Raw genomic sequence first — 21,502 nt, forward strand, 5'->3', positions numbered from 1 at the left:
CGATGGAAGGGAGATGATCCATCGACAAGATCGCCGGCGGAGCAGTTGACCGATGATCATGTCATGCCGATGCGGCCGCTGAACACCGCGCTTGTCGCAGCGGTCACCACGCTGCTGGTTGCCGCCTGTGAAAGGGATCCGGCGGAGGATGCACCCCCGGCGCCACGTCCGGTTCGCACGACCACGGTCGAGAAGCGCGAGCAGCTGACGCCGTTCACGTTCACCGGGCGCATCGAGGCGGAGGACGAGGTAAGCATTGCATTTCGAATCGGCGGGCGGCTGCTTTCGAACAACACCCGGCTTGGTGATCGCGTCCAGGCCGGCCAGCTTCTGGCGCAGCTGGAATCGCAGAACGAAGTGAACGCGCTACGCCAGGCGCAGGCGGCCCTTGCCGCGGCGCAAGGCCAGCTCACTCAGGCCCGCAATCACTTCGAGCGTCAGCAGACGCTGCTGGCGCAGGGCTGGACCACCCGTGCCAACTTCGAAGCCGCGACGCAGGCGCAACAAACCGCCCAATCGCAGGTCGATGCGGCCGAAGCCCAGTTGAGCGCCGCCCACGATCAAGTCGGCTTTACCGAGCTGCGCGCCGATGCGCCGGGCAAGGTCACCGAAACCGGCCCCGCCGCCGGCGAGGTCGTCCAGGCCGGACAGACGATCGCGAAGATCGCTCGCCAGGACGGTCGCGATGCAGTCTTCGATGTGCCCGCCCAATTGGTGAGAGCGGCGCCAGCCAATCTGCAGGTAACGGTCGCTCTCACGGACGATCCGGCAGTGACGGCGCAAGGGCGCATCCGGCAGGTCGCCGCCCAGGCCAACCCGGTCACGCGGACCTTCGAGGTCAAGGTCGGCCTTACAGATCCGCCGGCTGCGATGCGGCTCGGGGCGACCGTGGTCGGGCGCGCCGAGGCGAGCTCCGGACCGATGATCGGCATTCCCGCAACCGCGCTGACCAGGATGAATCAACAGCCGGCCGTCTGGGTCTTAGATCCCTCGGCCAATACGGTCTCGGTGCGAAATGTCGACGTGCTGCGGTTCGACCAGGCGCAGGTGATCGTTGCGCAAGGGCTTGATAGCGGCGAGATCGTCGTGACTGCGGGCGTTCAGGCACTTCATCCAGGCCAGAAGGTGCGCGTGCTCGGGTCGGGGCGATGAGCGGATTCAACCTTTCAGAATGGGCACTGGGGCGACGCTCGCTGATCGTCTACCTCATGCTGATAGCGGTGGCTGCCGGCGTCTTGTCATATTTCCGGCTGGGCCGGAACGAGGATCCGGCTTTCACGATCCGGACCATGATCGTTCATGCCGTCTGGCCGGGGGCGACGGCCGATGAGACGATGAAGCAGATGACGGAGCGTCTCGAGCGCCAATTGCAGGAGACCCCGCATCTGGATTTCCTGCGCAGCTTCACCCGTCCTGGCCTCACGACCATCTTCGTGAACCTCAAGGGAAGCGCCAATGCGCGGGATGTCTCCGATACCTGGTATCACGTGCGGAAGACGATCGGCGACATTCGCCATACGCTGCCTGCCGGTGTCGTTGGGCCGTTCTTCGACGACGATTTCGGCGACACCTTTGGCATCGTCTACGGCTTCACCAGCGATGGCTTCGCGCAACGCGAGCTGCGTGACCGGGTCGAGGCGATCCGTTCGCAGCTCCTGGCTGTGCCGGACGTCGCGAAGATCGAGCTGCTCGGCGCGCAGGAGGAAGTGATCTTCGTCGAGTTCTCCAAGCAGGAACTTGCAAATCTCGGTGTTGATCGCACGGCCCTGATCGCGGCGTTGCGCGCGCAGAACGTCGTGATGCCGGCGGGAACGATTCAGACCGGCACCGAGCGGATATCGCTGCGGGTGTCGGGCAGCTTCCTGTCCGAGCAGGACATTGCCGATATCAACTTCGCCGCCGGCGGTCGCATGCTGCGCCTGAGCGACCTTGCGATAGTGCGGCGGGGCTACGCCGACCCGCCCCAGCCACTGTTCCGGATCAATGGCCGCCCGGCGATTGGGCTTGCCATTGCCATGCGCGATGGCGGCGACATCCTCGCGCTCGGCAGGAACGTCAAGGAGGCGATGGCGCGGATCACCGCTGATCTGCCGATCGGGATCGAGCCGAGCCTCGTGGCCGACCAGGCTGTCGTCGTGGGCAAGGCGGTCGGCGAGTTCATGACCTCATTGCTGCAGGCGATCGCCATCATTCTGGTCGTGAGCTTCATCAGCCTCGGTGTTCGTCCGGGTCTGATCATCGCGCTGGCGATCCCGCTCACGCTCGCGATCGTATTTCCGGTCATGGCGGTCCTTCACATCGACATGCAGCGGATATCGCTCGGGGCCCTGATCATTGCGCTTGCCCTGCTGGTCGATGACGCCATGACGACGACGGACGCCACGCTCATTCGCCTGGCGTTGGGCGACAGCAAGGTCGAGGCCGCCGGTTACGCCTTCCGGACCCACGCGCTTGCCATGCTTGCGGGGACGCTCGTGACGATCGCGGGCTTCATTCCGGTCGGCTTTGCTGCAAGCGCCGCGAGCGAATACACGTTCTCGCTGTTCGCAGTGGTCGCGATCGCGCTGTTGGCGTCCTGGGTCGTCGCGGTGATCTTCGCGCCACTGCTGGGCGTTGCCATCCTTGTTCCGCCCGAGCAGAAGGGGGCTGCGACTTCCGGATGGGCGTTCCGGCTATATCGACGATTCCTGATATCGGCGATCCGCGCCAAGTGGCTGACCCTCGGTGGGACGGCCGCGCTGTTCGCCGCCTCCGTGCTGGCGCTGCCGCTCATCCCGCAACAGTTCTTTCCGTCCTCCGATCGGCCGGAACTGCTGGTCGATCTCAGCCTGCCGCAGAATGCATCGATCCTTGCCAGCGAAACCGCGGCAAAGCGTCTGGACAAGATGCTGACGGGCGATCCCGACGTCGCGCATTGGAGCACCTATGTCGGGCGTGGCGCGATCCGGTTCTATCTGCCGCTCAGCGTCGAATTGCCGAACGACTTCTTCACGCAGGCGGTCGTCGTGGCCAGAGACATTGGGGCGCGTGAGCGGCTGCATGGCAAGCTGGAACGATTCCTCGCCGATGAGTTTCCGTACGCGATCTCGTCGGTTTCTCCGCTCGGCCTTGGCCCCCCGGTCGGATGGCCGCTGCAGTATCGCGTCAGTGGTCCTGACGTCGAGCGGGTGCGCGATATCGCGCTCGACGTCGCACGGATCGTCGGGGCCGATCCAGCTGCCAAGAGCGTGAATTTCGACTGGATGGAGCCCGATCGCCAGGTGCGCATTCGCGTCAACCAGGACGAGGCCCGACTTCTCGGCCTCAGTTCGCAGACGATTTCCACCGTTCTGAACACCGTGATATCCGGCACGCCGGTCACGCAGGTGCGCGACGATATCTACCTGGTCGATGTGGTGGTCCGCGCAACCGACGAACAGCGGGTCTCGCTGGCGAGTTTACGCACGTTGCAGATGCCGATCGCGGGCGGGCGGACCGTTCCACTGAGCCAGTTCGCATCTTTCGAGTATGATCAGGAGTTTCCGCTGATCTGGCGACGAGACCGCGTGCCCACGCTCACGGTTCGGGCCGCCATTGCCGACCGCGTGCTGCCGGAGACGGTCGTCAACAGGCAGGCCGCGGCCATGGCAAAGTTGAAGACGGCGCTGCCGGCTTCGTACCGCGTCGTGGTCGGCGGCACGGTGGAGGAAAGCCGGAATTCACAGGCGTCCGTCATGGCGGTGGTGCCTGTGATGCTGTTCGTCATGTTCACGGTCCTGATGGCCCAGTTGCAGAGCTTTCCGCGATTGCTGATGGTCGTCAGTGTTGCGCCGCTCGGTCTGATCGGCGTCGTCGCAGCGCTGCTGTTGTCGGGCCGGCCCTTGGGCTTCGTCGCCATTCTCGGTGTGCTTGCGCTGCTCGGCATGATCAGCAAGAACGCGGTCATCCTGATTGGCCAGATCGAGGCGGAGCGTTCACTGGGGAAGGGGCCCTGGCAGGCCGCGGTGGACGCCAGCAGTTCCCGCTTTCGTCCAATCATGCTGACGGCCGTCTCCACCGTTCTCGGCATGATCCCGATTGCGCCGACGGTGTTCTGGGGGCCGATGGCCTTTGCGATCATGGGCGGCCTGCTGGTCGCGACCGGTCTGACCCTGGTCTTCCTGCCGACACTGTATGTCGCCTGGTTCGGCGGAAAGGAGCAGGCCGAAGCTTCCGGCTCGTCGCCCGCGGCCTGAGAGCGCGTGGGCGGTGAGGGTAATCCCGGACCTCGACTAGGTAATCACCTGATTGGCCGTGCGTGCCCCACGGCGCATCGTCCGGGTCGCAGCGAGCGAAGCGGCCGCCGCGCCGACCATCCCTCGCGGTCCGAGGCTTTCACATGAGCGCGACGCCGTCGATCCAGAAGCTTTCGCTATTTGCTCTGACGGCCATGGTGGTCGGCTCCATGGTCGGTTCCGGCATTTTCTCACTGCCGCGCACATTCGGCATCGCAACCGGTCCATTCGGCGCCATCTTAGCCTGGTGCATCGCGGGCGGTGGCATGTACACGCTGGCGCGCGTGTTTCAGTCGTTGGCGGAGCGAAAGCCCGATCTCGATGCCGGTGTCTACGCCTATGCGAAAGCAGGTTTCGGCGATTATCCCGGCTTTCTGTCGGCGCTCGGCTATTGGATGGGAAGTTGCATTGGCAACGTGTCGTATTGGGTCCTGATCAAGTCGACCTTGGGCGCGTTCTTTCCCGTGTTTGGCGACGGCAATACCGTCACCGCGATCATCGTTGCCTCGATCGGGATCTGGCTCTTTCACTTCATGATCCTGCGTGGCGTGCAACAGGCCGCCGCGATCAACACCATCGTGACCATTGCCAAGATCGTGCCGATCCTGGTCTTTATCGTCATCCTGATCTTCGCCTTCAAGGCCGACCAGTTCCGCGACAATTTCTGGGGCGGCGAGGGCATGCCGGACAAGGGGCTCTTCGAGCAGATCCGCGCGACCATGCTGGTCACGGTGTTCGTGTTCCTCGGGATCGAGGGGGCCAGCGTCTATTCCCGCTATGCCAAGGAGCGATCCCATGTCGGCGCGGCGACGATCATTGGCTTTGTGATGGTGACCAGCCTGATGGTGCTCGTCACCATGCTGCCCTACGCCGTGCTGCCGCGTCCCGACATCGCCGACATGCGTCAGCCGTCCATGGCAGCGGTGCTGGAGGCCGTGGTGGGACATTGGGGGGCGGTCTTCGTCAGCATCGGACTTCTGGTTTCGGTGCTTGGCGCCTATCTCGCCTGGAGCCTGATCTGCACCGAGGTTCTTTCAGCCGCGGGCCGCACCAGGGATATGCCGGCCCTGTTCGGCACCGAGAACGAGAACAAGGTCCCGGCTGCGGCGCTGTGGCTGACCAATGTCGTCGTCCAGCTCTTCGTCATCAGCACCTATTGGTCGCGGGACGCCTTCTCGCTGATGCTCAATCTGACGAGCGTCATGAATTTGATCCCGTTTTTCCTGGTCGCCGCCTACGGGCTCCTGCTGGTCAAGCGGGGCGAGACCTATGAGAAGCGCCCGGACGAGCGTCGAAGCGGGCTGATCTTTACCGGCATTGCGCTGATCTACACGCTCTTCCTGATCTATGCGGCCGGAATGAAATACCTCCTGCTGTCGGCCATCCTCTACGCGCCCGGCACGGCACTGTATCTGTGGGCACGTCTCGAACAGAAGGCGAGAGTCTTCACCTTCGTCGAGTGGATCATCTTCATTGTCGTCGCGATCGGCGCGGTCATCGGCATTCATGGCCTGGCCACGGGGTACATCACGATCTGAGCGGAGCAACTCCGGAGATAGGCCTCATGACAAAGCAGACATCGGACCAAGGGGTTCCCTTCGGTGTTCATTCGGAAGTCGGCCAGCTGCGCAAGGTGATGGTCTGTTCGCCGGGGCGGGCTCATCAACGTCTCACGCCGACGAACTGCGACACTTTGCTGTTCGACGACGTCCTATGGGTCGACAATGCCAAGCGCGATCATTTCGATTTCGTGCAGAAGATGCGCGACCGCGGTATCGAAGTCGTCGAGATGCACAATCTCCTCGCCGACACGGTCGCCATTCCGGAGGCGAGAACGTGGATTCTCGACAATCAGGTGATTCCCAATCAGGTCGGCCTCGGCCTGATTGACGAACTGCGCGCCTATCTGGAGAGCCTCAAGCCGCGCGAGCTGGCGGAGACCTTGATCGGCGGATTGTCGACCCAGGACTTTCCGGAAGCCCGCGGCGGCGAGACGCTCAGGCTCATCCGGGAAGCGGCCGGCATGACCGAGTATCTCCTGCCGCCCCTTCCCAACACCCTGTACACGCGCGATACCACCTGCTGGATCTACGGGGGCGTTACGCTGAATTCGCTGTTCTGGCCGGCGCGCCACGAAGAGCCCATCCTCGCCGCCGCGATCTACAAGTTCCATCCGGATTTCGCCGGCAAGGTCAATGTCTGGTGGGGCGATCCGACACAGGATCACGGCCTTGCGACGCTTGAGGGCGGCGACGTGATGCCGATCGGAAAAGGCAACGTGCTGATCGGATTGAGCGAGCGCACCTCGCGGCAGGCCATCAGCCAGCTCGCCGCCGCCCTGTTCAAGAAGAAGGCGGCCGAGCGCGTGATCGTGGCTGCCATGCCCAAGCTCCGAGCGGCGATGCATCTGGATACGGTCTTCACGTTCGCCGATCGCGATTGCGTGCTGCTTTATCCAGACATCGTCAACAATATCGCGGCATTTTCCTACCGTCCGGCCGGCAGCTCCGCAGGCATCGAGCTGCGCAAGGACGAAAAGCCTTTCGTCGAGGTCGTCGCAGAGGCGCTTGGGCTGAAGAAGCTGCGCGTGGTCGAGACAGGCGGAAATGCCTATATGCGCGAGCGAACCCAGTGGGATAGCGGCGCCAATCTCGTCTGCGCATCCCCCGGCGTCGTGTTTGCCTATGACCGCAACACCTACACCAACACGCTGCTGCGCAAGGAGGGCATCGAGGTCATCACCATCGTTGGTGCGGAACTCGGACGTGGTCGCGGCGGCGGTCATTGCATGACCTGTCCGATCATCAGGGACGCAGTCGACTATTAAGCCCGCATCAGCGGTCCTTGCGGCCGTTTACGAAACGATGATCGATCTGATCAACCCATGATTTAACCGAATAACATTAACACGCCACAATCGTGTCACAGCCTGACGCGAATCCCGATGCACGCGACAGCCATCGAGGGACACCATGCGAAGGTCCAGAATTCTTCTGCCGATCTTTGGTCTGTTCGGCGCAAGCACGGCAGGTGCAGCCGACCTTGATGTCACCGAGTTCAAGACGATCGCGGCCCCTGTGCCGTACACCTCCACACCCACCTGGAGCGTCGTCGGTTCCATCGCGCCCACCTTCACCGACAACGCCCTGTTTACCCGCGACAACCGCAAGTCGGACGTTTACTACGTGCCCGACGTGAGCGTCCGGCTGGACGGGGACCTCGGCAATGACCTGTCGTACCGCCTCTATGCGCGGGCGCAATATGAAGCGTTTTCGCGGGAGAAGGACGGCAACTTTGCCGTCGCGCGGATGGGCGGGCGCCTGACCCAGAATTGGGACGGCTGGCGTTTCTCCGCCATTTACGAGCATCGCTACGATTTTGACGGTATCTACCGCGACCTGGCCTTCACCTCGAACGATGTGATGGGCTCGGTTGCGCGCGACTTCCGCTTCAATAGCGCGACGTTTTCGCCATTGCTGCTCCTGACCTATCGATTTTCCGACCTGGCGGAGGCGCGCCGCTGGCGCTTCGACGCCGTGCTCGGTATCGAGGTCAAGCTCGATTCCAGATGGTCGATTGTGAGCACGCCGCTGTTCGAGGCTTACTGGTTCACCGACGGGCTCAATCGCGGGCGACACGATCAGCTCTATTCGGCAGACGTCGGTCTGAAGTATAATTTTGCGAGCAATGTGTCGCTCACGACGACCGTGCTGTACGAGGCGCGAACGTCGAACGTGCCGCTACGGCGATATAGGGACGTTCGCATCGGCCCTCGTCTGGACTTCGCATTTTGAGAGGTATCCGATCGATGCACGCAAGAGGCTTGTCGCTGTTGATCGGCATTGTTGTGGGCCTAGCGGCGGCATCCGTTGCCGCCGCCGATCCGCGCGACGCCGTCGATCGAAGCCAGCGTCTTGATACCGATGCGCTTCGGGACGATGCTGCGACAAACCGTTTGACGCCGCCATCGCATCCCCTGCAGATTGCGCCACCTCCGACGGCTCCAAAAGCAAGGACGGAACACAGGAGGAAGTCCGGCGCAAATGGTGGCAGCGGCCGCTAGCGTCATCGCCGCGTTGGTAGGCATGGCCGCCTATCGGCGCAGGAGTCCGCTGCTCGGAATCCCGCATTTTTAATCTCTGTTGCGCCAAATTCGAGCGCAGGGCGCGAACCGCTTCGTCGCGCAGCGCAGACGCCGCGTCGCGGATTCGAGATTTTAATCCTACGGAAATGCTACCTCTTGTTGTGTGGCGATTCCAGGGTATATAATTGCATCGGCTCCAAGGCGCGTCCGCGGCCGGCGAGGGGAGATGTCCCCGAACAGGCGAGCGGACACAAGCGATGCTGTTGTCAGCGTCGCGATGTCGCCGGAGAAGAGTGAGTGCGTATCGTGAAGGTACATGTCTCCCCCGCCAGCGAGTCGCATCGAACCAGCCTCGGGAATTGGCTGCAGACAGGTTCGGAACAATCGATCGAAGCGCTCTATTGGACGTTCTCGGCTGATCTCCTCTTCGTCGTGCGTCCGTCTCCTGAAGGACGCTTCGTCTACCAGGCGATCAATCCGGAGTTCGGGTCTCGGCTCGGTCTCTCGCCGGAAGACGTCTACGACATGGATGTGTTCGATTGCATGAACGCGGACGACGCCAGAATCGTCTGCCAGGCGCTGGGGGCGTGCGTCGCAGAAGGAGCGGAAATCAGGATCCGGCAGCGTCTCGCGTTCGGCGGCTCGCCCCGGAACGTTGAAACGGTTGTAATTCCGGTCGTTCAATCTTCGCATGGCGGTGCGGTTCGCTTGATCGGCAGTCACCGCCCCCTGCGCAACCGCGCGTTCGAGAGCGGGGGCGGGCCGGACAACCGGCTCGGCGTGAATCTCGGCCTGATCCAGGAAGGCATCCAGCAGCGGATAGCGTCTGATCTCCACGATTCGACGTGCCAGCACCTGATTGCCGCGAGTCTCGGTCTCATGCGGATCCGAAGCAGCATTGGCAAATCGGACTTGGCCGAACAGCTCTGCGACGAGATCGATGGATCGATCGATGAAGCGCTCCGGGAAATCCGCGCCTTTGCGTATCTGCTGCATCCCCGGAACCTCGCCGGTGAGGGCCTGAAGGCTGCGATCGAGCGGTACGCGGAGGGATTTGCGGCGCGCACGTCGTTGCGCGCAAGTGTCGACATCGTGCCGGATGTGGATCGGCTGCCTTATGAGACGAAACGGACATTGCTGCGGGTCGTTCAGGAAGCGCTGACGAACGTCTTCCGTCACGCCAACGCGACCGAGGTGGCCATCGTCATCGACACCGCGGACGGCCGTTTTCACCTGACGCTCAGCGACAATGGACGCGGGCTCCCGCCGGGTTTCGGCAGGAGCGCGGTCTCTGTTGGTGTCGGAATTCCGGCGATGCAAGCACGGTTGCACGAGATCGGAGGTACGCTCGACATCCAATCCAGTCGGGCGCCCCGGCATACCGGCACGGTGCTGTGTGCAGTATTTCCCTATGCTCCCTCGGCGGACAGGGCCAATCGCCGCGGAGCCACGACAAGCGCAAGGGCCCGCGCAGGCGCACAATCAGCGAAAAAACACTAACCGCGAGGCGGCGGGCCGGGTCCCCGGCCCATCGCCGATGCGGATTCGGAGTGCTCTGCCATGAAGCGAATTCTCATTGCGGACGATCATGAGGCGGTACGGTCGGGCTTGCGGGCGGTGCTCGAGCAACGGGTGGATTGGGAGGTGGTCGCCGAGGTGAATGACGGCGGCATGGCGGTCGCAGCCGCGATCGAAAGCCGGCCCCATGTCGCCATTGTCGACTTCTCGATGCCGCGCATGACCGGCGTCGAGGTGGCGCGGCGGATCAGGGAGTATCCGCTGCAGACCGAGGTGCTGATCTTCACGGTGCACAATTCGGGCTTGCTTGCCCAGCAGGCATTCGAGGCGGGGGCGCGCGCATTCCTGGTGAAGTCCGACGCCAACAAGCTGCTTGTCGCAGCTGTCGAGGCCTTGTTGCTGCACCGGCCGTTCTGCCCCCGGAGGGGATTGACCGAGCTCGACCACGGGCCGCGGGCCGGCGGCGAGCGGCATCACGAACTCACGGCTCGCGAGCAGCTGGTCGTCAAGCTGGTCGCGGAAGGATACAGCAACAAGGGCATCAGTGCGATCCTCAACCTCAGCGTCAAGACCACCGAGGCCCACCGGGCAGCCGCGATGCGAAAGCTGGAGGTGAACTCGACGGCGGGGCTGGTCCGGTACGCCGTTCGGACCGGGCTGGTCGAAGCTTGAGGCGGCGATATCGGCGAGCAGTACGGGCGTCGGTACCTTCGCCGGGAGATATCAGGGTTTTGTGGGATAACGATTCCAGCCGCGCTCCCTATGATCGTTCGACTGCGGTTTGCTGCCGGTATCGGCCCGGAAGCGCAAGGGTCGGCAAACGGGAACGACACGGTGAAACGCATCTTGATTGCGGATGATCATGAAGTTGTGCGTTCCGGGCTGCGTGCAATCATCGAAACGCATTCCAGCTGGATCGTGAGCGGCGTGGCGACGGATGGCGAGCAGGCGGTCGCGCTGGCGATCGAGACCAGGCCGGACATCGTGATCGTCGACTACTCCATGCCGGTCATGAACGGGTTGGAGGTCAGTCGCCGCCTCAAGGCGCTCCACCTTGGCGCGCAGGTCCTGATCCTGACGATGCACGAGAGCGAGGAACTTCTGACCGAAGCCATTCTGGCCGGGGTGCGCGGCTTTCTGTTCAAGTCAGACGCACGCAAGCACCTCATCTCCGCCATCGAGGCCCTGCTTGACGGCAGGCCTTACTTCACCAGCATCCTGCTGGAGAGGCTACTGCACGACTACCAGGGCAACAAGGAGAATCGGGCCGACATGCTGCTGACTTCACGCGAGCAGAGCGTGGTCCAGCTGATCGCGGAGGGGCATACCAACAGGTCGATCAGCTCGATCCTGAAACTGAGTGTGAAGACCGTCGAGACCCATCGCGCCTCGGCCATGCGCAAGCTCAGGATGTCGTCCACCGCTGAGCTCGTCCGCTATGCGATCCGCAAGAAGTTGGTCTTGCCCTGAACGGATCATGCTGATGTCGGCCGCGAAAGGCGCCGGAGTTTGCGCCTCGACAAAGTGGTCGTGACTGCAACTGCTTACCGTTTCGGGTGCTGACACGGGGTTTCGTGTGCACGCGATGGGAAGCAGGCCGTGATTGGAACCAGTCTCTGTAGATGGGCCATCAGCTACTTCGCGGTCGCAATCGTATGGCTGCTGGTCGCGGAAGTCCTGGTGGTCGCCGGGTTCGGTTTTCCGAACCACGACATCGGCGGCCCGGACACGCTCGTCATCGTCCATATGGTCTGCATCGGCTGGTTGAGCATGGTCGTGTGTGGCGCGCTGTTTCAGTTCGTGCCGGTGCTGGTCGCAAAGCCGCTTTATGCGGAGCGCTGGACGCTGCCGGCTCTGGTGCTGCTGACGCTGGGGCTGACCATCCTGCTCGCGGGCTTCCTGACGCTTGGCGGGCACTTGAACGGGCCGCCCCGGCTGCTCCCCGTCGGCGCCAGCCTGCTGATCGCCGGTTTCGCCCTGGTCGTTGCCAATCTCGGCATGACGCTCTGGTCGGCCCGTCCGCTGCCGGGGCCGGCGCGGTTCGTCGCAGCCGGGCTTGCCTGCATCTGTGTCACGGCGGCATTCGGCGGCACGTTCTCTCTGGTGCTGTCCGGAACCGCTATCGGCGCGCAATGGCCGGACCTGCTCGTGTCGGGCGTTCCGATCCACGCCATTGCTGGGCTTGGCGGATGGCTGACCTTCACGGCCATGGGCGTCAGCTATCGCCTGCTGGCGATGTTCATGCTCGCGCCCGACGGCGATGCGAGGCTGGGACAGCTTGCCTGGCTTGCCGGCTTTGCCGCGCTGGTCGCCGGAGCCGTCGGCGGCGTGCTCGCACTCTGGCGTGCGACCGGGGTAAATCTGGCGCTTCTGCTGGCGGGAGCTGCGGCGCTGCTGTCGCTGGCCGCCTACGGCCGCGACGTGCTCGGCCTGTACAGAGCCCGCAAACGTCGCGCGCTCGAGCTCAACACGCGCATGAGCCTCGTTTCGCTGGCGAGCCTCGTCGCGGTCGCAATCCTCGGCGCCGTGTTGCTTGCGACCGGTTCTCTCCAGTCGCATGTCGGAGCGCTCGCCTTCCTGGTCGCGTTCGGCTGGCTCACTGGCCTCGTGCTCGCCAATCTCTACAAGATCGTCCCGTTCCTGACCTGGCTCGAGACCTACGGTCCGGTGATGGGCAGAGTGCCGACGCCCCGCGTGCAGGATCTCGTTGACGAGCGCCGCGCGATGAAATGGTTCGTGCTGTTCTTCGCCGGAAGCTGGGCGGCAACCTTGATGCTCCTGGTCGACGCGGCACTCGGCTTCCGCGTCGCCGTCGCGATCGTGGCGCTTGCGACGCTCGGCCTGAGCGAGGAGCTCGTCAGGGCAAGGCGGCTTGCGGACGTGGCGGAGCCGCTGCGCCTGCCGACGGGAGCAGTCGTGCCGCATCTGTTGGTCTCGCGAAACTGAAAGGAGACTGCAATGACCGAATTCGTCGACGTCGATGTCCGGCCGATCCTGCGTGCTGGCGGCGAGCCGTTCTCGATCATCATGGCCGCGCTCGCGCGGCTCGAGCCCGGGGAGGGGCTGCGGCTCTATGCCCCCTTCAAGCCGGTTCCTCTGTTCGACGTCATGGCGAGCAAGGGCTTTGCGCATCGGGAAGCCGAGCTCGAAGGCGGCGAATGGGAGATCCGGTTCCTGCCGGACGACGGCTCGCCAGATGCGGCTGAACCGGCGCCCGCGGCGCCGAGTGGTGGCGATTGGCCGGAGCCCGTGGTTCATCTCGACAACCGCGACCTCGATCCGCCGGAGCCGATGGTCCGGATTCTGGCTGCAATGGAGCGGCTCGCCCCTGGGCAGACGCTCTGCGCCTTGCTCAGTCGTGAACCGGTCTTCCTGTTTCGGGAGCTGACCAAGCGCGGCCATCAGTGGCGCGGCGGATTCACGCCGCAGAAGGACACCTATCAACTGACAGTGAGGGTTTGCGCATGACGATCAACGACGATGATCTCGTGGCCCAGATCAGGCAGGCACTGAAGGCCGTGATCGATCCGGAACTCGGGCACAACATCGTTGACCTCGGCTTTGTCTATGACGTGTCGATCGACGACGGCGCGGTGCACATCACCATGACGGCGACGACACCGGGTTGTCCCGCCGCATCCTTTCTCAAGGAGGGCGTCGCCAACAGCGCGTGCCTGGTTCCCGGCGTGGAATCGGTCGACGTCACCATGACGTTCGAGCCGCCCTGGCAGCCCTGGATGATCTCGCCCGGCGTCAAGGCGTCGCTCGGCTTTGCCGAGGTGAATTGATCCGGCGAGGCGGCTCTGCCTGGAGGCGCTCCGCTGTCTACACGCCTTCGGCGCCTGGGCCGGACCAGATCCTTGCGGGTGCGCGAAGCTTTGCCAGGTCGAGCAGGTTGATCGCCCGGGCGGCGATCTGCTCGATCACCTCCTCCAGCGACTGTGGTTTCAGATAGAAGGCCGGCATCGGCGGAGCGATGATCGCGCCGATCTCGGTTGCCTGCAGCATCGCCCTGAGATGGCCGAGATGCAGCGGGCTTTCGCGGACCAGCAACACCAGCCGGCGCCGTTCCTTGAGCTGCACGTCGGCCGCACGGGTCAGTAGGTTGTCGAGCTGCCCCCAGGCGATGGCCGAGAGCGTGCGGATCGAGCACGGGGCCACGATCATGCCCGCGACCGGATACGAGCCGCTGGCGATCGCGTCGCCGATGTCGGAATGAAGATAGCGGCGGAAGGCGAGGGCGCGCAGCCGCGCGAGCGCATCGTGCCCGACTTCTTCGCTCAGCGTACGCTCTGCCGCGGGCGAGACCACGAGATGCACTGCGTAGTGTGGATCATCGGCCAGCAGCTCGACGATGCGCATGCCGATTGCAGCGCCCGAGGCGCCGCTGATGCCGACGATGATGCCTTGCCGCCCGCTCATGTGAGGACCGGTGCACGTGCGGGCGCGCCGGACAGGCCGAGGTTCGACCACATCGCATTGACACGCGCGACCACGGCGGGGTCCATGGCCAGCGGAACGCCCCATTCCCGATCCGTCTCGGGGGGAATCTTGGTGGTGGCGTCGATGCCGAGCTTGCCGCCGAGCCCGGATTTCGGCGAGGCGAAATCGAGATAGTCGATCGGCGTGTCGGTGAGCGTCACGAGATCGCGCGAGGAATCGCTGCGCGTCGAGACCGCCCACATCACGGCGCGCCAATCGCGGATGTCGATGTCGTCGTCGACGATGATCAGCAGCTTCGTGTAGCTGAACTGCGGCAGCATCGACCACAGGCCCAGCATCAGCCGCCGCGCCTGGCCGGGATAGCGCTTCTTGATCGCCGCAATCGCGATGCGGTAGGAGCACGCCTCCGGCGGCAGCCAGCAGTCGGTCACCTCGGGGAATTGCTGACGGATCAGCGGCACGAACAGCTGGTTGAGCGCCTCGCCGATCCGCGACGGCTCGTCCGGCGGCCGGCCCGTGAAGGTCGAGAGATAGACCGGCTGACGCCGGCTGGTGATCGCGGTCACGCGCATCACGGGGAACTGTTCGACGGAATTATAGTACCCGGTGTGATCGCCATAGGGTCCCTCGGGCGCGGTTTCGGTCGCCGAGACGAAGCCCTCGATGACGATTTCGGCCTCGGCCGGGATCGCGAGCGGGACCGTGAGGCATGGCGCGAGGTCAGGCCGCTCGCCGCGCAGGATGCCGGAGAAGCGCAGCTCGGACAGCGTCTCGGGCAGCGGCAGCACGGCGGCAAGGATCGTGGCCGGATCGGCGCCGATGACGATCGCGACCGGCATGTCGCGCCCGATCGCCTTCCATTGCTGGTGATGCCGGGCGCCGCCGCGATGCGCGAGCCAGCGGATGATGGCGCGGTCGCGGCCGAGCACCTGCATGCGGTAGACGCCGACATTCTCCTCCTGGTCCGCCGTCGCGGATTCCGGCGGGACGGTGATCACGAGTGGCCAGGTGATCAGTGGCGCCGGCTCGCCGGGCCAGCAGATCTGGATCGGCAATTTTGCAAGGTTGATGTCGGGCCCCATCGCGACGCAGTCCTGAACCGGCGCCGCCGCCCGTGTGCGCGGGCGCGTCGCCAACGCGGCGCGCGCCAGCGGGATCTTGTCGAGGGCATCCCTGATGCCGTGTGGTGGTCGCGGCGCGCGGAGCTCGGCCATCAGCGCGCCGAGCTCTCCGAGACGGTCGGGCGTGATGCCCATTCCCCACGCGATCCGCTCGACCGTTCCAAACAGGTTGGTGAGGAGCGGCATCTCCGACGCGTTGCCGTCGGCCTTGACGGGCTGCTCGAACAATAGTGCAGGTCCGTGTGCCTCGAGCACACGCCGGTGGATTTCCGTGATCTCGTGGACGACGGAGACCTTCCCGCGAATGCGTCGCAACTGCCCCCGGCTTTCGATGAAGCGCAGGAAGTCGGACAAGTCGCGAAAGCGCGGCACATCACGTTGCAACTGGACAAGCTCCCAAAAAATCAGAGCTAGCCGGGTTGTTTTCGGTCTTCATTGTTCCCGCTCAAATACAGCGGCGTGCAATCCGTCCAGATGTGGGGCCATGAATGATCCGTCCGCCGCATCGCCCGGCCCGTTGCCGACGATTCCGCCGCTCGTCGCATTGGCCATGCGTCCCCTGCCCCTGCTGCCGCTGCAGCTCGTTCTCGGCGGCGTCCTGCAGCGGATCCACCGGCGCAACCCTGCAATATTCGACCGGCTCGGCCCTCACGCGCGCGCGCGGTTCGGTATCAAGCCGATCGATCTGCCGTTCGCCTTCGTGGTCGAGGCCAGGCCGCCGCGCCTGTCCGTCGTGCGCGACTTGCCGCGAGGCCTGGATGCGCGGATCTCGGCCTCGCTCGCCAACTTGCTGGCGCTGCTTGAAGGCAGGGTCGATGGCGATGCCCTGATGTTCTCGCGCGAGCTCGTGGTCGAGGGCGATGTCGAGGCGGTGCTGGCGCTGCGCAATGCGATCGACGACGCCCAGCTCGATCTGGCCGAAGAGCTGTCCTCGCTGTTTGGCCCGCTGGGTGCGCCGGCGAGACGCGCCTTCGAGGCCGCCCGTGGCCGTGTGATCGGCTCCTCAGGCCATGGCGAGCAATCGAGATGATGGAGCTGATCTGTCCTGCCGGCACGCCGGCGGCGTTGAAGAGCGCCATCGATGCCGGCGCCGATGCGATCTATTGCGGCTTCAACGACGAGACCAACGCGCGCAACTTTCCGGGGCTGAATTTCAGCCGCGACGAGCTGCGCAAGGGGATCGCGCTGGCGCATGGGCGCGGCGCGAAGATCCTGGTGGCCATCAACACCTTCCCGCGCGCCTCCGCCGTCGACATCTGGCATCGCGCGGTGGACGATGCGGCGAGCGCGGGGGCCGATGCGCTGATCCTCGCCGACATCGGATTGATGGACTATGCGGCGAGGCGCCATCCGAACCAGCGTCTGCACGTCTCGGTCCAGGCTGCGGCCGCCAATCCCGATGCCATCGCCTTCTACGCCGAAACTTTCGGCGCGCGGCGCGTCGTGCTGCCGCGTGTCCTCAGCGTGCCTGAAATCGCCGAGATCACCAGGGAGTCGGCCTGCGAGACCGAGGTCTTCGTGTTCGGCGGCCTCTGCGTCATGGCCGAAGGGCGCTGCTCGCTGTCGTCCTATGCGACCGGCAAGTCGCCGAACATGCAGGGCGTCTGCTCACCGCCGAGCCATGTGACCTACGAACAGACTGCGGATGGGACCAAGTCCAGTCTCGGCGGCTTCGCCATCAACCGGTTCGGGGTCAGCGAGCCTGCGGGCTATCCGACGCTGTGCAAGGGGCGCTTCTCGACCGCGCAGGGTGCCGGCTATATTTTCGAGGACCCCGTCAGCCTGGATGCCACGACGCTGCTCAAAGGCTTGCGCGATGCCGGCGTGACCGCGCTCAAGATCGAGGGCCGCCAGCGCGGCCGTGCCTATGTCGAAGGCGTGGTGCGCCACTTCCGTCATGCGCTCGCTGCGCTCGAGAGCGGCAGTGAGGCGGACATTGCGAGCCTGAAGCCGTTCACCGAAGGTCAGGCCTCCACGCTCGGCGCCTATCGCAAGACCTGGCGCTAATCCGTTCGACGATGTGAGATCCGAAAGATGCAACTCAGCCTCGGTCCAGTTCTGTACAATTGGGCGCCGGAACGCTGGCGCGACTTCTATTTCCGGATCGCCGACGAAGCGCCGGTCGACATCGTGTCCGTCGGCGAGATCGTCTGCTCGAAGCGCTCGCCGTTCTTCGCAGACCACATCCCGGCCGTGGTCGAACGACTGCAGAACGCCGGCAAGCAGGTGCTGCTGGGCTCGCTGATCCTGGTCTCGCTGCGGCGCGAGCGCCGCCAGACCGAGGAGCTCGCGGCGGTCGAGGGCGCCATGGTCGAGGTCAACGATCTGACCTGTCTCAGGGCGCTTGCGGGCCGGCCGCACGCCATCGGCCCGTTCGTCAACATCTACAACGAGGCGAGCGCGGCCTTTCACGCCGCGCACGGGGCGAGGCGCATCTGCCTGCCGCCGGAATTGCCGCTGGCCTCGGTGGCCACGATCGCGAAGGCTGTTCCCGATGCCACGATCGAAGTGTTCGCGTTCGGCCGCGTGCCGCTGGCCATCTCCGCGCGGTGCTATCATGCGCGCCTTCACAAGCTCACCAAGGACAATTGCCGCTTCGTCTGCGAGAAGGACCCGGATGGTCTTCTCCTCAACACGCTGGAGCAGCAGGACTTCCTGACCATCAACGGCGTGCAGACGTTGTCGCACACCTGCGCAAATTTGCTGGGCGAGGCCGGCCTCTTGCGCGAGAGCAATGTCGGATCACTGCGCCTGTCGCCGCAGGATTGCGACATGGTCGTCGTCGCCAAGGCTTTTCGCGACGTGTTGGACGGTCGCGACGATGTCGAGGGCGGCAATCGCCGGCTTGCCGCGGCCTATCCCGGCGTGCCGTTCTCGAATGGCTTCCTGTGGGCGGAGCCGGGGCACGTCTATCGTCAGGCCCGATCAGGGGATGCGCAAGCCTCGGCGCAAATCGGGGCTCTCTAACCGTTCCGGCGTTGCCGGGTGCTCAGAAAGTCGCGGCCATTGCGGCCAGCCGTCGATGGGCCCTGTCCTGCGCGGCCTCGATCGGCTGTTGCGGTCCCGTGGTTGGCCCGATCGGCACGAAACGGACATTGTCGATGCCGATGAAGCGCAGGATGTCGCGCAGGTAAGGCGTTGCCATGTCGATGCGGCCGCGGTTCATGCCGGTGGCAAAGTCGCTGCCACTGGCGAGAATCACCAGCGTCGGCCGGTCCTTGAGCAGTGGGAGATAGCCCTGTGACGGGTCGAACCGGAACGTCAGTCCGGGCTGCACGATGATGTCGAACCACTGCTTGAGCTTGTAGGGAATGCCGAAGTTCCCCATCGGCGTCGAGATCACCACCCGATCGGCCAGCGAAAACCGCAGCGCCATTCGCTCGGCCTCGGCAAAGCTGTCGCGTTGCGGGTCGTTGAAGGCTTGCCCGTTCATCCGTGCATATTTGGCCTCGACGATGGGACCTGAGAATTCCGGCATCCGCTCCCGCCAGAGGTCCACGACATCGAGATCCCAGTCCGGCCGGGCCTGGCGAAATCCGTCAAGAAAGACGCGCGCGCCGGCGCTCGAGAAGGAGTCGGCGCGGGGCGAGCAGGACAGGTGCAGGAGCTTTGCCACCGCTCATCCCAACGCCCGGATGACGGCATCTGCCCTCGTGACGATCGCGACGTTCTGCATGGCAAAATTGATCGAGGCATTGTGCCAGTCGGCGTTCATGGTCGAGCAGCAATCTTCGGGGACGATCATGAAGTAACCCTTATCTGCCCCGGTGCGGGCGGTGTGCTCGACCGACATGTTGGTCCAGGCGCCGGTGTTGATGATCATGTCGCGCCCGGTCGCCTTCAGGATGGTTTCCAGCCGCGTGCCCTCCCACGCGCTCATCCGCATCTTCTCGACGACGAAATCGCCGGGCCGGGGCTCGAGGCCCGAGACCGGCGCTGCGCCCCAGCTTCCGCGCACCATCGCCTTGCTGTCGACCAGGCCTTCGAACAGCGGTGCGTTCAGCGTGACACCGGGTGCGCCGGGCTCGACGACGAACCAGACGTGGATGATCGCAACGCCCCGCGCCCGCGCGGTCTCAGCAAGGCGCCGGACATTCTCGACGACGTGCTGCTGCTTCGCATGCCCGGGAGCGCCCGACTCGGCGAACGCGCCGCCGTCCATGATGACGTCGTTCTGCAGGTCCTGGATGATCATGGCGCAGCGCTGCGGATCAAGCCGCATGTCGCCGTCAGCGAGGATAGGCGCCGCCGGCGATGCGCTTGCCGCCTGGCCGCCGCCGCTTCGCCGGCCACTCATATAGGGCTCGTGCCGCGGACCGACCTTGGTCGGGATCGCATAGACCGAGTGCGTCGCGGTCAGATACAGCGTGCGGAAATCCGGGCCGCCCCAGGCGAGGTTGGCGACCATCTCGGGCACGCGGACCTTGCCGAGCAGCTCGCCGCGCGGCGAATAGACCCAGACGCCGCCGGGCGCGGTGACCCAGATATTGTCGTGCTGATCGCACTTCATGCCGTCGGGCAGGCCGGCCTCGAGCTCGGAGCGGATGCCGCTTGCGAACACCCGCGCATTCGACAGCGAGCCGTCGGCGTTGACGTCGAAGACGCGGATCAGCGCCTGCACGGTGTCGTTGACATAGAGCAGCTTCTCGTCCGGCGAGAAGCACAGGCCGTTCGGCTGGTCGAACAGATTGCGCTCGACCACGAGCTTCGGCTCGCCGCCGGGCACGAGGCGATAGACGCCCTGGAAGCCGAGCTGGCGCGGCCGCTCGACGCCATAGACCGGCATGCGGCCGTACCAGGGGTCGGAGAAATAGATTGCGCCGGAGGAGTGCACGCAGACGTCGTTCGGGCTGTTCAGCTCCTGGCCCTGGAAGTGCGAAGCCAGCACCTCGCGCCGCCCGTCCGGCCGTTCGCGGACTAGCTGCGATGTCGCGTGCTCGCAGACGATCAGATTGAGCTCGGCATCATAGGTCATGCCGTTGCACTTGTTCGAGGGACGCTTGACCTCGGCGACACCGCGCCGCGCGTCCCAGCGCCGGCGTACGTCACCCGGCATGTCCGAGAACAGCAGATAGTGATCGACCGGATGCCAGATCGGCCCCTCCGTGAAGTCAAAGCCGGTGCCGACCTGCGCGACCGGCGCATAAGGGTCGATCAAAGTTTCGAATTCGCTTCGCAAGGTGACGTGCGTCATCGGTCGATCCCCAAGATCATCTCAAGCCGGGAACCAGTTGCGTGCGGGCAAGGACTGCACGATCGGTCCGGGGACCTGATCGTGCAGGCGGCCGACGACGTTGCCGCCTTCGATCTTGGCGGGGCGGTCGTGCACCGGCAGCAGATAGCGCGAATTGCTCAACAGCTTCTTGATCGAGGCCTTCTCCGCCCGCTTGCTGGTGCCGTGGTTGCCCGTCGTGCGCGGCTCCCAATCGTGGATCTCGTTGAAGGGCGTCACGATCTGGTCGTTGAAATCGTAGATCACATCGCCGCAGATAGTGGCGATTCCATCGGCGGTCTCGACGATGACGTTCATCGAACCCTCGGTATGCGCATTGGCGGCGTCGCAGTAGACGCCGGGCATCAGCTCGATCGGGCCGGTGATCTCGAGGTCGAGGAAGCGCAGCGCGCTCTTGGTGTGCAGCCGGTCGATCAGGTGCTTGATGTCGGGCGCCGGATATTGCGGATGCATCAGGCCGGAGACGGAATATTCGAGCTCCTTGCGATTGAGCACGACGGTCGTGTTCATCGGGAACAGATCGTCCTTGCCGGCATGGTCGATGTGCAGATGGGTGTGGCAGACGAAGCGGACGTCGCCCATGCGCACGCCGTGGCGCGCGAGCTGGTTCTCGATCATGTTCTCGTGGTACTGCAAGCCCCGCATGCCCAGCGTCTCCATGATCTGGTTGGAGCGGTAGCCGGTGTCGACCACGACCGGGTATTTCCCCCCGAGGATCAGGAAGCCGAGGGTGAGGACGCGGCGGGTGCGGCCGCAGTCGCGGCCGAGCACCAGAAAGCTCGATTCCAGCTCGATATCGCCATAGTCCAGGATCTTGATCTCCAGCGCCATTCGTTGCCCTCCCTCATCT

Annotated in this window: 19 protein-coding genes; 14 read left to right on the forward strand and 5 right to left on the reverse strand. The window is 64.5% G+C overall.

What is annotated here, in order from left to right; all coding sequences use genetic code 11:
* Positions 1-63: 63 nt before the first annotated feature.
* From AABA84_RS10100 to AABA84_RS10150, 11 genes are all read left to right on the forward strand, one after another.
* Positions 64-1,152, forward strand: a complete 1,089-nt coding sequence (locus AABA84_RS10100; protein ID WP_212253497.1) for an efflux RND transporter periplasmic adaptor subunit — start codon at positions 64-66, stop codon at positions 1,150-1,152.
* A complete protein-coding gene (locus tag AABA84_RS10105) occupies positions 1,149-4,214 on the forward strand; it encodes an efflux RND transporter permease subunit (protein ID WP_338311983.1) in 3,066 nt (1,021 codons plus the stop codon). Before AABA84_RS10100 ends, AABA84_RS10105 begins: the two co-directional genes overlap by 4 nt.
* Before the next feature lie 143 nt (positions 4,215-4,357).
* On the forward strand, positions 4,358-5,791 hold the full coding sequence (locus AABA84_RS10110; RefSeq protein WP_212253403.1) for a basic amino acid/polyamine antiporter: 1,434 nt from the start codon (positions 4,358-4,360) through the stop codon (positions 5,789-5,791).
* Between the two features lie 26 nt (positions 5,792-5,817).
* Complete coding sequence (arcA, locus tag AABA84_RS10115; protein WP_212253401.1) at positions 5,818-7,080, forward strand: arginine deiminase; 1,263 nt, start codon at positions 5,818-5,820, stop codon at positions 7,078-7,080.
* A gap of 145 nt (positions 7,081-7,225) precedes the next feature.
* Positions 7,226-8,047: an outer membrane beta-barrel protein gene (locus tag AABA84_RS10120; RefSeq protein ID WP_212253400.1), complete on the forward strand. Its 822-nt coding sequence runs from the start codon at positions 7,226-7,228 to the stop codon at positions 8,045-8,047.
* Between the two features lie 587 nt (positions 8,048-8,634).
* On the forward strand, positions 8,635-9,837 hold the full coding sequence (locus AABA84_RS10125) for a sensor histidine kinase (protein ID WP_338311984.1): 1,203 nt from the start codon (positions 8,635-8,637) through the stop codon (positions 9,835-9,837).
* 60 nt (positions 9,838-9,897) lie between these two features.
* Entirely contained in the window at positions 9,898-10,527 is a 630-nt protein-coding gene (locus tag AABA84_RS10130) for a response regulator (protein WP_212253389.1), read from the forward strand.
* 162 nt (positions 10,528-10,689) lie between these two features.
* Positions 10,690-11,325 carry a response regulator gene (locus AABA84_RS10135; RefSeq protein WP_212253495.1) on the forward strand — a complete coding sequence of 212 codons (636 nt, stop codon included), beginning with the start codon at positions 10,690-10,692 and terminating at the stop codon, positions 11,323-11,325.
* 129 nt (positions 11,326-11,454) lie between these two features.
* The gene (locus AABA84_RS10140) at positions 11,455-12,801 is read left to right on the forward strand and encodes a hypothetical protein (RefSeq protein WP_212253381.1); all 1,347 of its coding nucleotides are present in this window, start codon (positions 11,455-11,457) and stop codon (positions 12,799-12,801) included.
* 12 nt (positions 12,802-12,813) lie between these two features.
* Positions 12,814-13,323: a DUF2249 domain-containing protein gene (locus AABA84_RS10145; RefSeq protein WP_212253379.1), complete on the forward strand. Its 510-nt coding sequence runs from the start codon at positions 12,814-12,816 to the stop codon at positions 13,321-13,323.
* Entirely contained in the window at positions 13,320-13,643 is a 324-nt protein-coding gene (locus AABA84_RS10150) for a metal-sulfur cluster assembly factor (protein WP_212253377.1), read from the forward strand. Before AABA84_RS10145 ends, AABA84_RS10150 begins: the two co-directional genes overlap by 4 nt.
* Before the next feature lie 37 nt (positions 13,644-13,680).
* Here AABA84_RS10150 and AABA84_RS10155 read toward each other — a convergent pair whose 3' ends face one another.
* Positions 13,681-14,277: a UbiX family flavin prenyltransferase gene (locus AABA84_RS10155; RefSeq protein WP_338311985.1), complete on the reverse strand. Its 597-nt coding sequence runs from the start codon at positions 14,275-14,277 to the stop codon at positions 13,681-13,683.
* Positions 14,274-15,803, reverse strand: a complete 1,530-nt coding sequence (locus AABA84_RS10160; protein ID WP_338311986.1) for a UbiD family decarboxylase — start codon at positions 15,801-15,803, stop codon at positions 14,274-14,276. The genes AABA84_RS10155 and AABA84_RS10160 overlap by 4 nt, the downstream gene beginning before the upstream one ends.
* 100 nt (positions 15,804-15,903) lie before the next feature.
* Here AABA84_RS10160 and ubiT point away from each other — a divergent pair, with 100 nt between their 5' ends.
* From ubiT to ubiV, 3 genes are read left to right on the forward strand one after another with little or no spacing between them, the layout of a single operon-like run.
* Positions 15,904-16,449 carry a ubiquinone anaerobic biosynthesis accessory factor UbiT gene (gene ubiT / locus AABA84_RS10165; protein WP_338311987.1) on the forward strand — a complete coding sequence of 182 codons (546 nt, stop codon included), beginning with the start codon at positions 15,904-15,906 and terminating at the stop codon, positions 16,447-16,449.
* On the forward strand, positions 16,449-17,426 hold the full coding sequence (ubiU, locus tag AABA84_RS10170; RefSeq protein ID WP_212253487.1) for a ubiquinone anaerobic biosynthesis protein UbiU: 978 nt from the start codon (positions 16,449-16,451) through the stop codon (positions 17,424-17,426). Before ubiT ends, ubiU begins: the two co-directional genes overlap by 1 nt.
* A gap of 27 nt (positions 17,427-17,453) precedes the next feature.
* Positions 17,454-18,386 (forward strand): ubiquinone anaerobic biosynthesis protein UbiV, encoded by a 933-nt coding sequence (ubiV, locus tag AABA84_RS10175; RefSeq protein ID WP_338311988.1) that lies wholly within the window; start codon positions 17,454-17,456, stop codon positions 18,384-18,386.
* 22 nt (positions 18,387-18,408) lie between these two features.
* Here ubiV and AABA84_RS10180 read toward each other — a convergent pair whose 3' ends face one another.
* The 3 genes from AABA84_RS10180 to AABA84_RS10190 are packed head-to-tail and all read right to left on the reverse strand — an operon-like array spanning position 18,409 to position 21,483.
* Positions 18,409-19,035, reverse strand: a complete 627-nt coding sequence (locus AABA84_RS10180) for an FMN-dependent NADH-azoreductase (RefSeq protein ID WP_338311989.1) — start codon at positions 19,033-19,035, stop codon at positions 18,409-18,411.
* 3 nt (positions 19,036-19,038) lie between these two features.
* Positions 19,039-20,613, reverse strand: a complete 1,575-nt coding sequence (locus AABA84_RS10185; protein ID WP_338311990.1) for an isochorismatase family protein — start codon at positions 20,611-20,613, stop codon at positions 19,039-19,041.
* 21 nt (positions 20,614-20,634) lie between these two features.
* Positions 20,635-21,483: an N-acyl homoserine lactonase family protein gene (locus AABA84_RS10190; RefSeq protein WP_018318076.1), complete on the reverse strand. Its 849-nt coding sequence runs from the start codon at positions 21,481-21,483 to the stop codon at positions 20,635-20,637.
* Positions 21,484-21,502 lie beyond the last annotated feature (19 nt).

The sequence above is a fragment of the Bradyrhizobium sp. TM239 genome (assembly GCF_036247985.1).
GTDB classification, from domain to species: domain Bacteria; phylum Pseudomonadota; class Alphaproteobacteria; order Rhizobiales; family Xanthobacteraceae; genus Bradyrhizobium; species Bradyrhizobium ottawaense.

Excerpts from the sequence above, each read along its gene's own strand:
- AABA84_RS10100 (WP_212253497.1), top strand. The coding sequence starts at position 64 with ATGCCGATGCGGCCGCTGAACACCGCGCTTGTCGCAGCGGTCACCACG.
- AABA84_RS10105 (WP_338311983.1), top strand. The coding sequence starts at position 1,149 with ATGAGCGGATTCAACCTTTCAGAATGGGCACTGGGGCGACGCTCGCTG.
- AABA84_RS10110 (WP_212253403.1), top strand. The coding sequence starts at position 4,358 with ATGAGCGCGACGCCGTCGATCCAGAAGCTTTCGCTATTTGCTCTGACG.
- arcA (WP_212253401.1), top strand. The coding sequence starts at position 5,818 with ATGACAAAGCAGACATCGGACCAAGGGGTTCCCTTCGGTGTTCATTCG.
- AABA84_RS10120 (WP_212253400.1), top strand. The coding sequence starts at position 7,226 with ATGCGAAGGTCCAGAATTCTTCTGCCGATCTTTGGTCTGTTCGGCGCA.
- AABA84_RS10130 (WP_212253389.1), top strand. The coding sequence starts at position 9,898 with ATGAAGCGAATTCTCATTGCGGACGATCATGAGGCGGTACGGTCGGGC.
- AABA84_RS10145 (WP_212253379.1), top strand. The coding sequence starts at position 12,814 with ATGACCGAATTCGTCGACGTCGATGTCCGGCCGATCCTGCGTGCTGGC.
- AABA84_RS10150 (WP_212253377.1), top strand. The coding sequence starts at position 13,320 with ATGACGATCAACGACGATGATCTCGTGGCCCAGATCAGGCAGGCACTG.
- AABA84_RS10155 (WP_338311985.1), bottom strand. The coding sequence starts at position 14,277 with ATGAGCGGGCGGCAAGGCATCATCGTCGGCATCAGCGGCGCCTCGGGC.
- ubiT (WP_338311987.1), top strand. The coding sequence starts at position 15,904 with ATGAATGATCCGTCCGCCGCATCGCCCGGCCCGTTGCCGACGATTCCG.
- ubiU (WP_212253487.1), top strand. The coding sequence starts at position 16,449 with ATGGAGCTGATCTGTCCTGCCGGCACGCCGGCGGCGTTGAAGAGCGCC.
- ubiV (WP_338311988.1), top strand. The coding sequence starts at position 17,454 with ATGCAACTCAGCCTCGGTCCAGTTCTGTACAATTGGGCGCCGGAACGC.
- AABA84_RS10185 (WP_338311990.1), bottom strand. The coding sequence starts at position 20,613 with ATGACGCACGTCACCTTGCGAAGCGAATTCGAAACTTTGATCGACCCT.
- AABA84_RS10190 (WP_018318076.1), bottom strand. The coding sequence starts at position 21,483 with ATGGCGCTGGAGATCAAGATCCTGGACTATGGCGATATCGAGCTGGAA.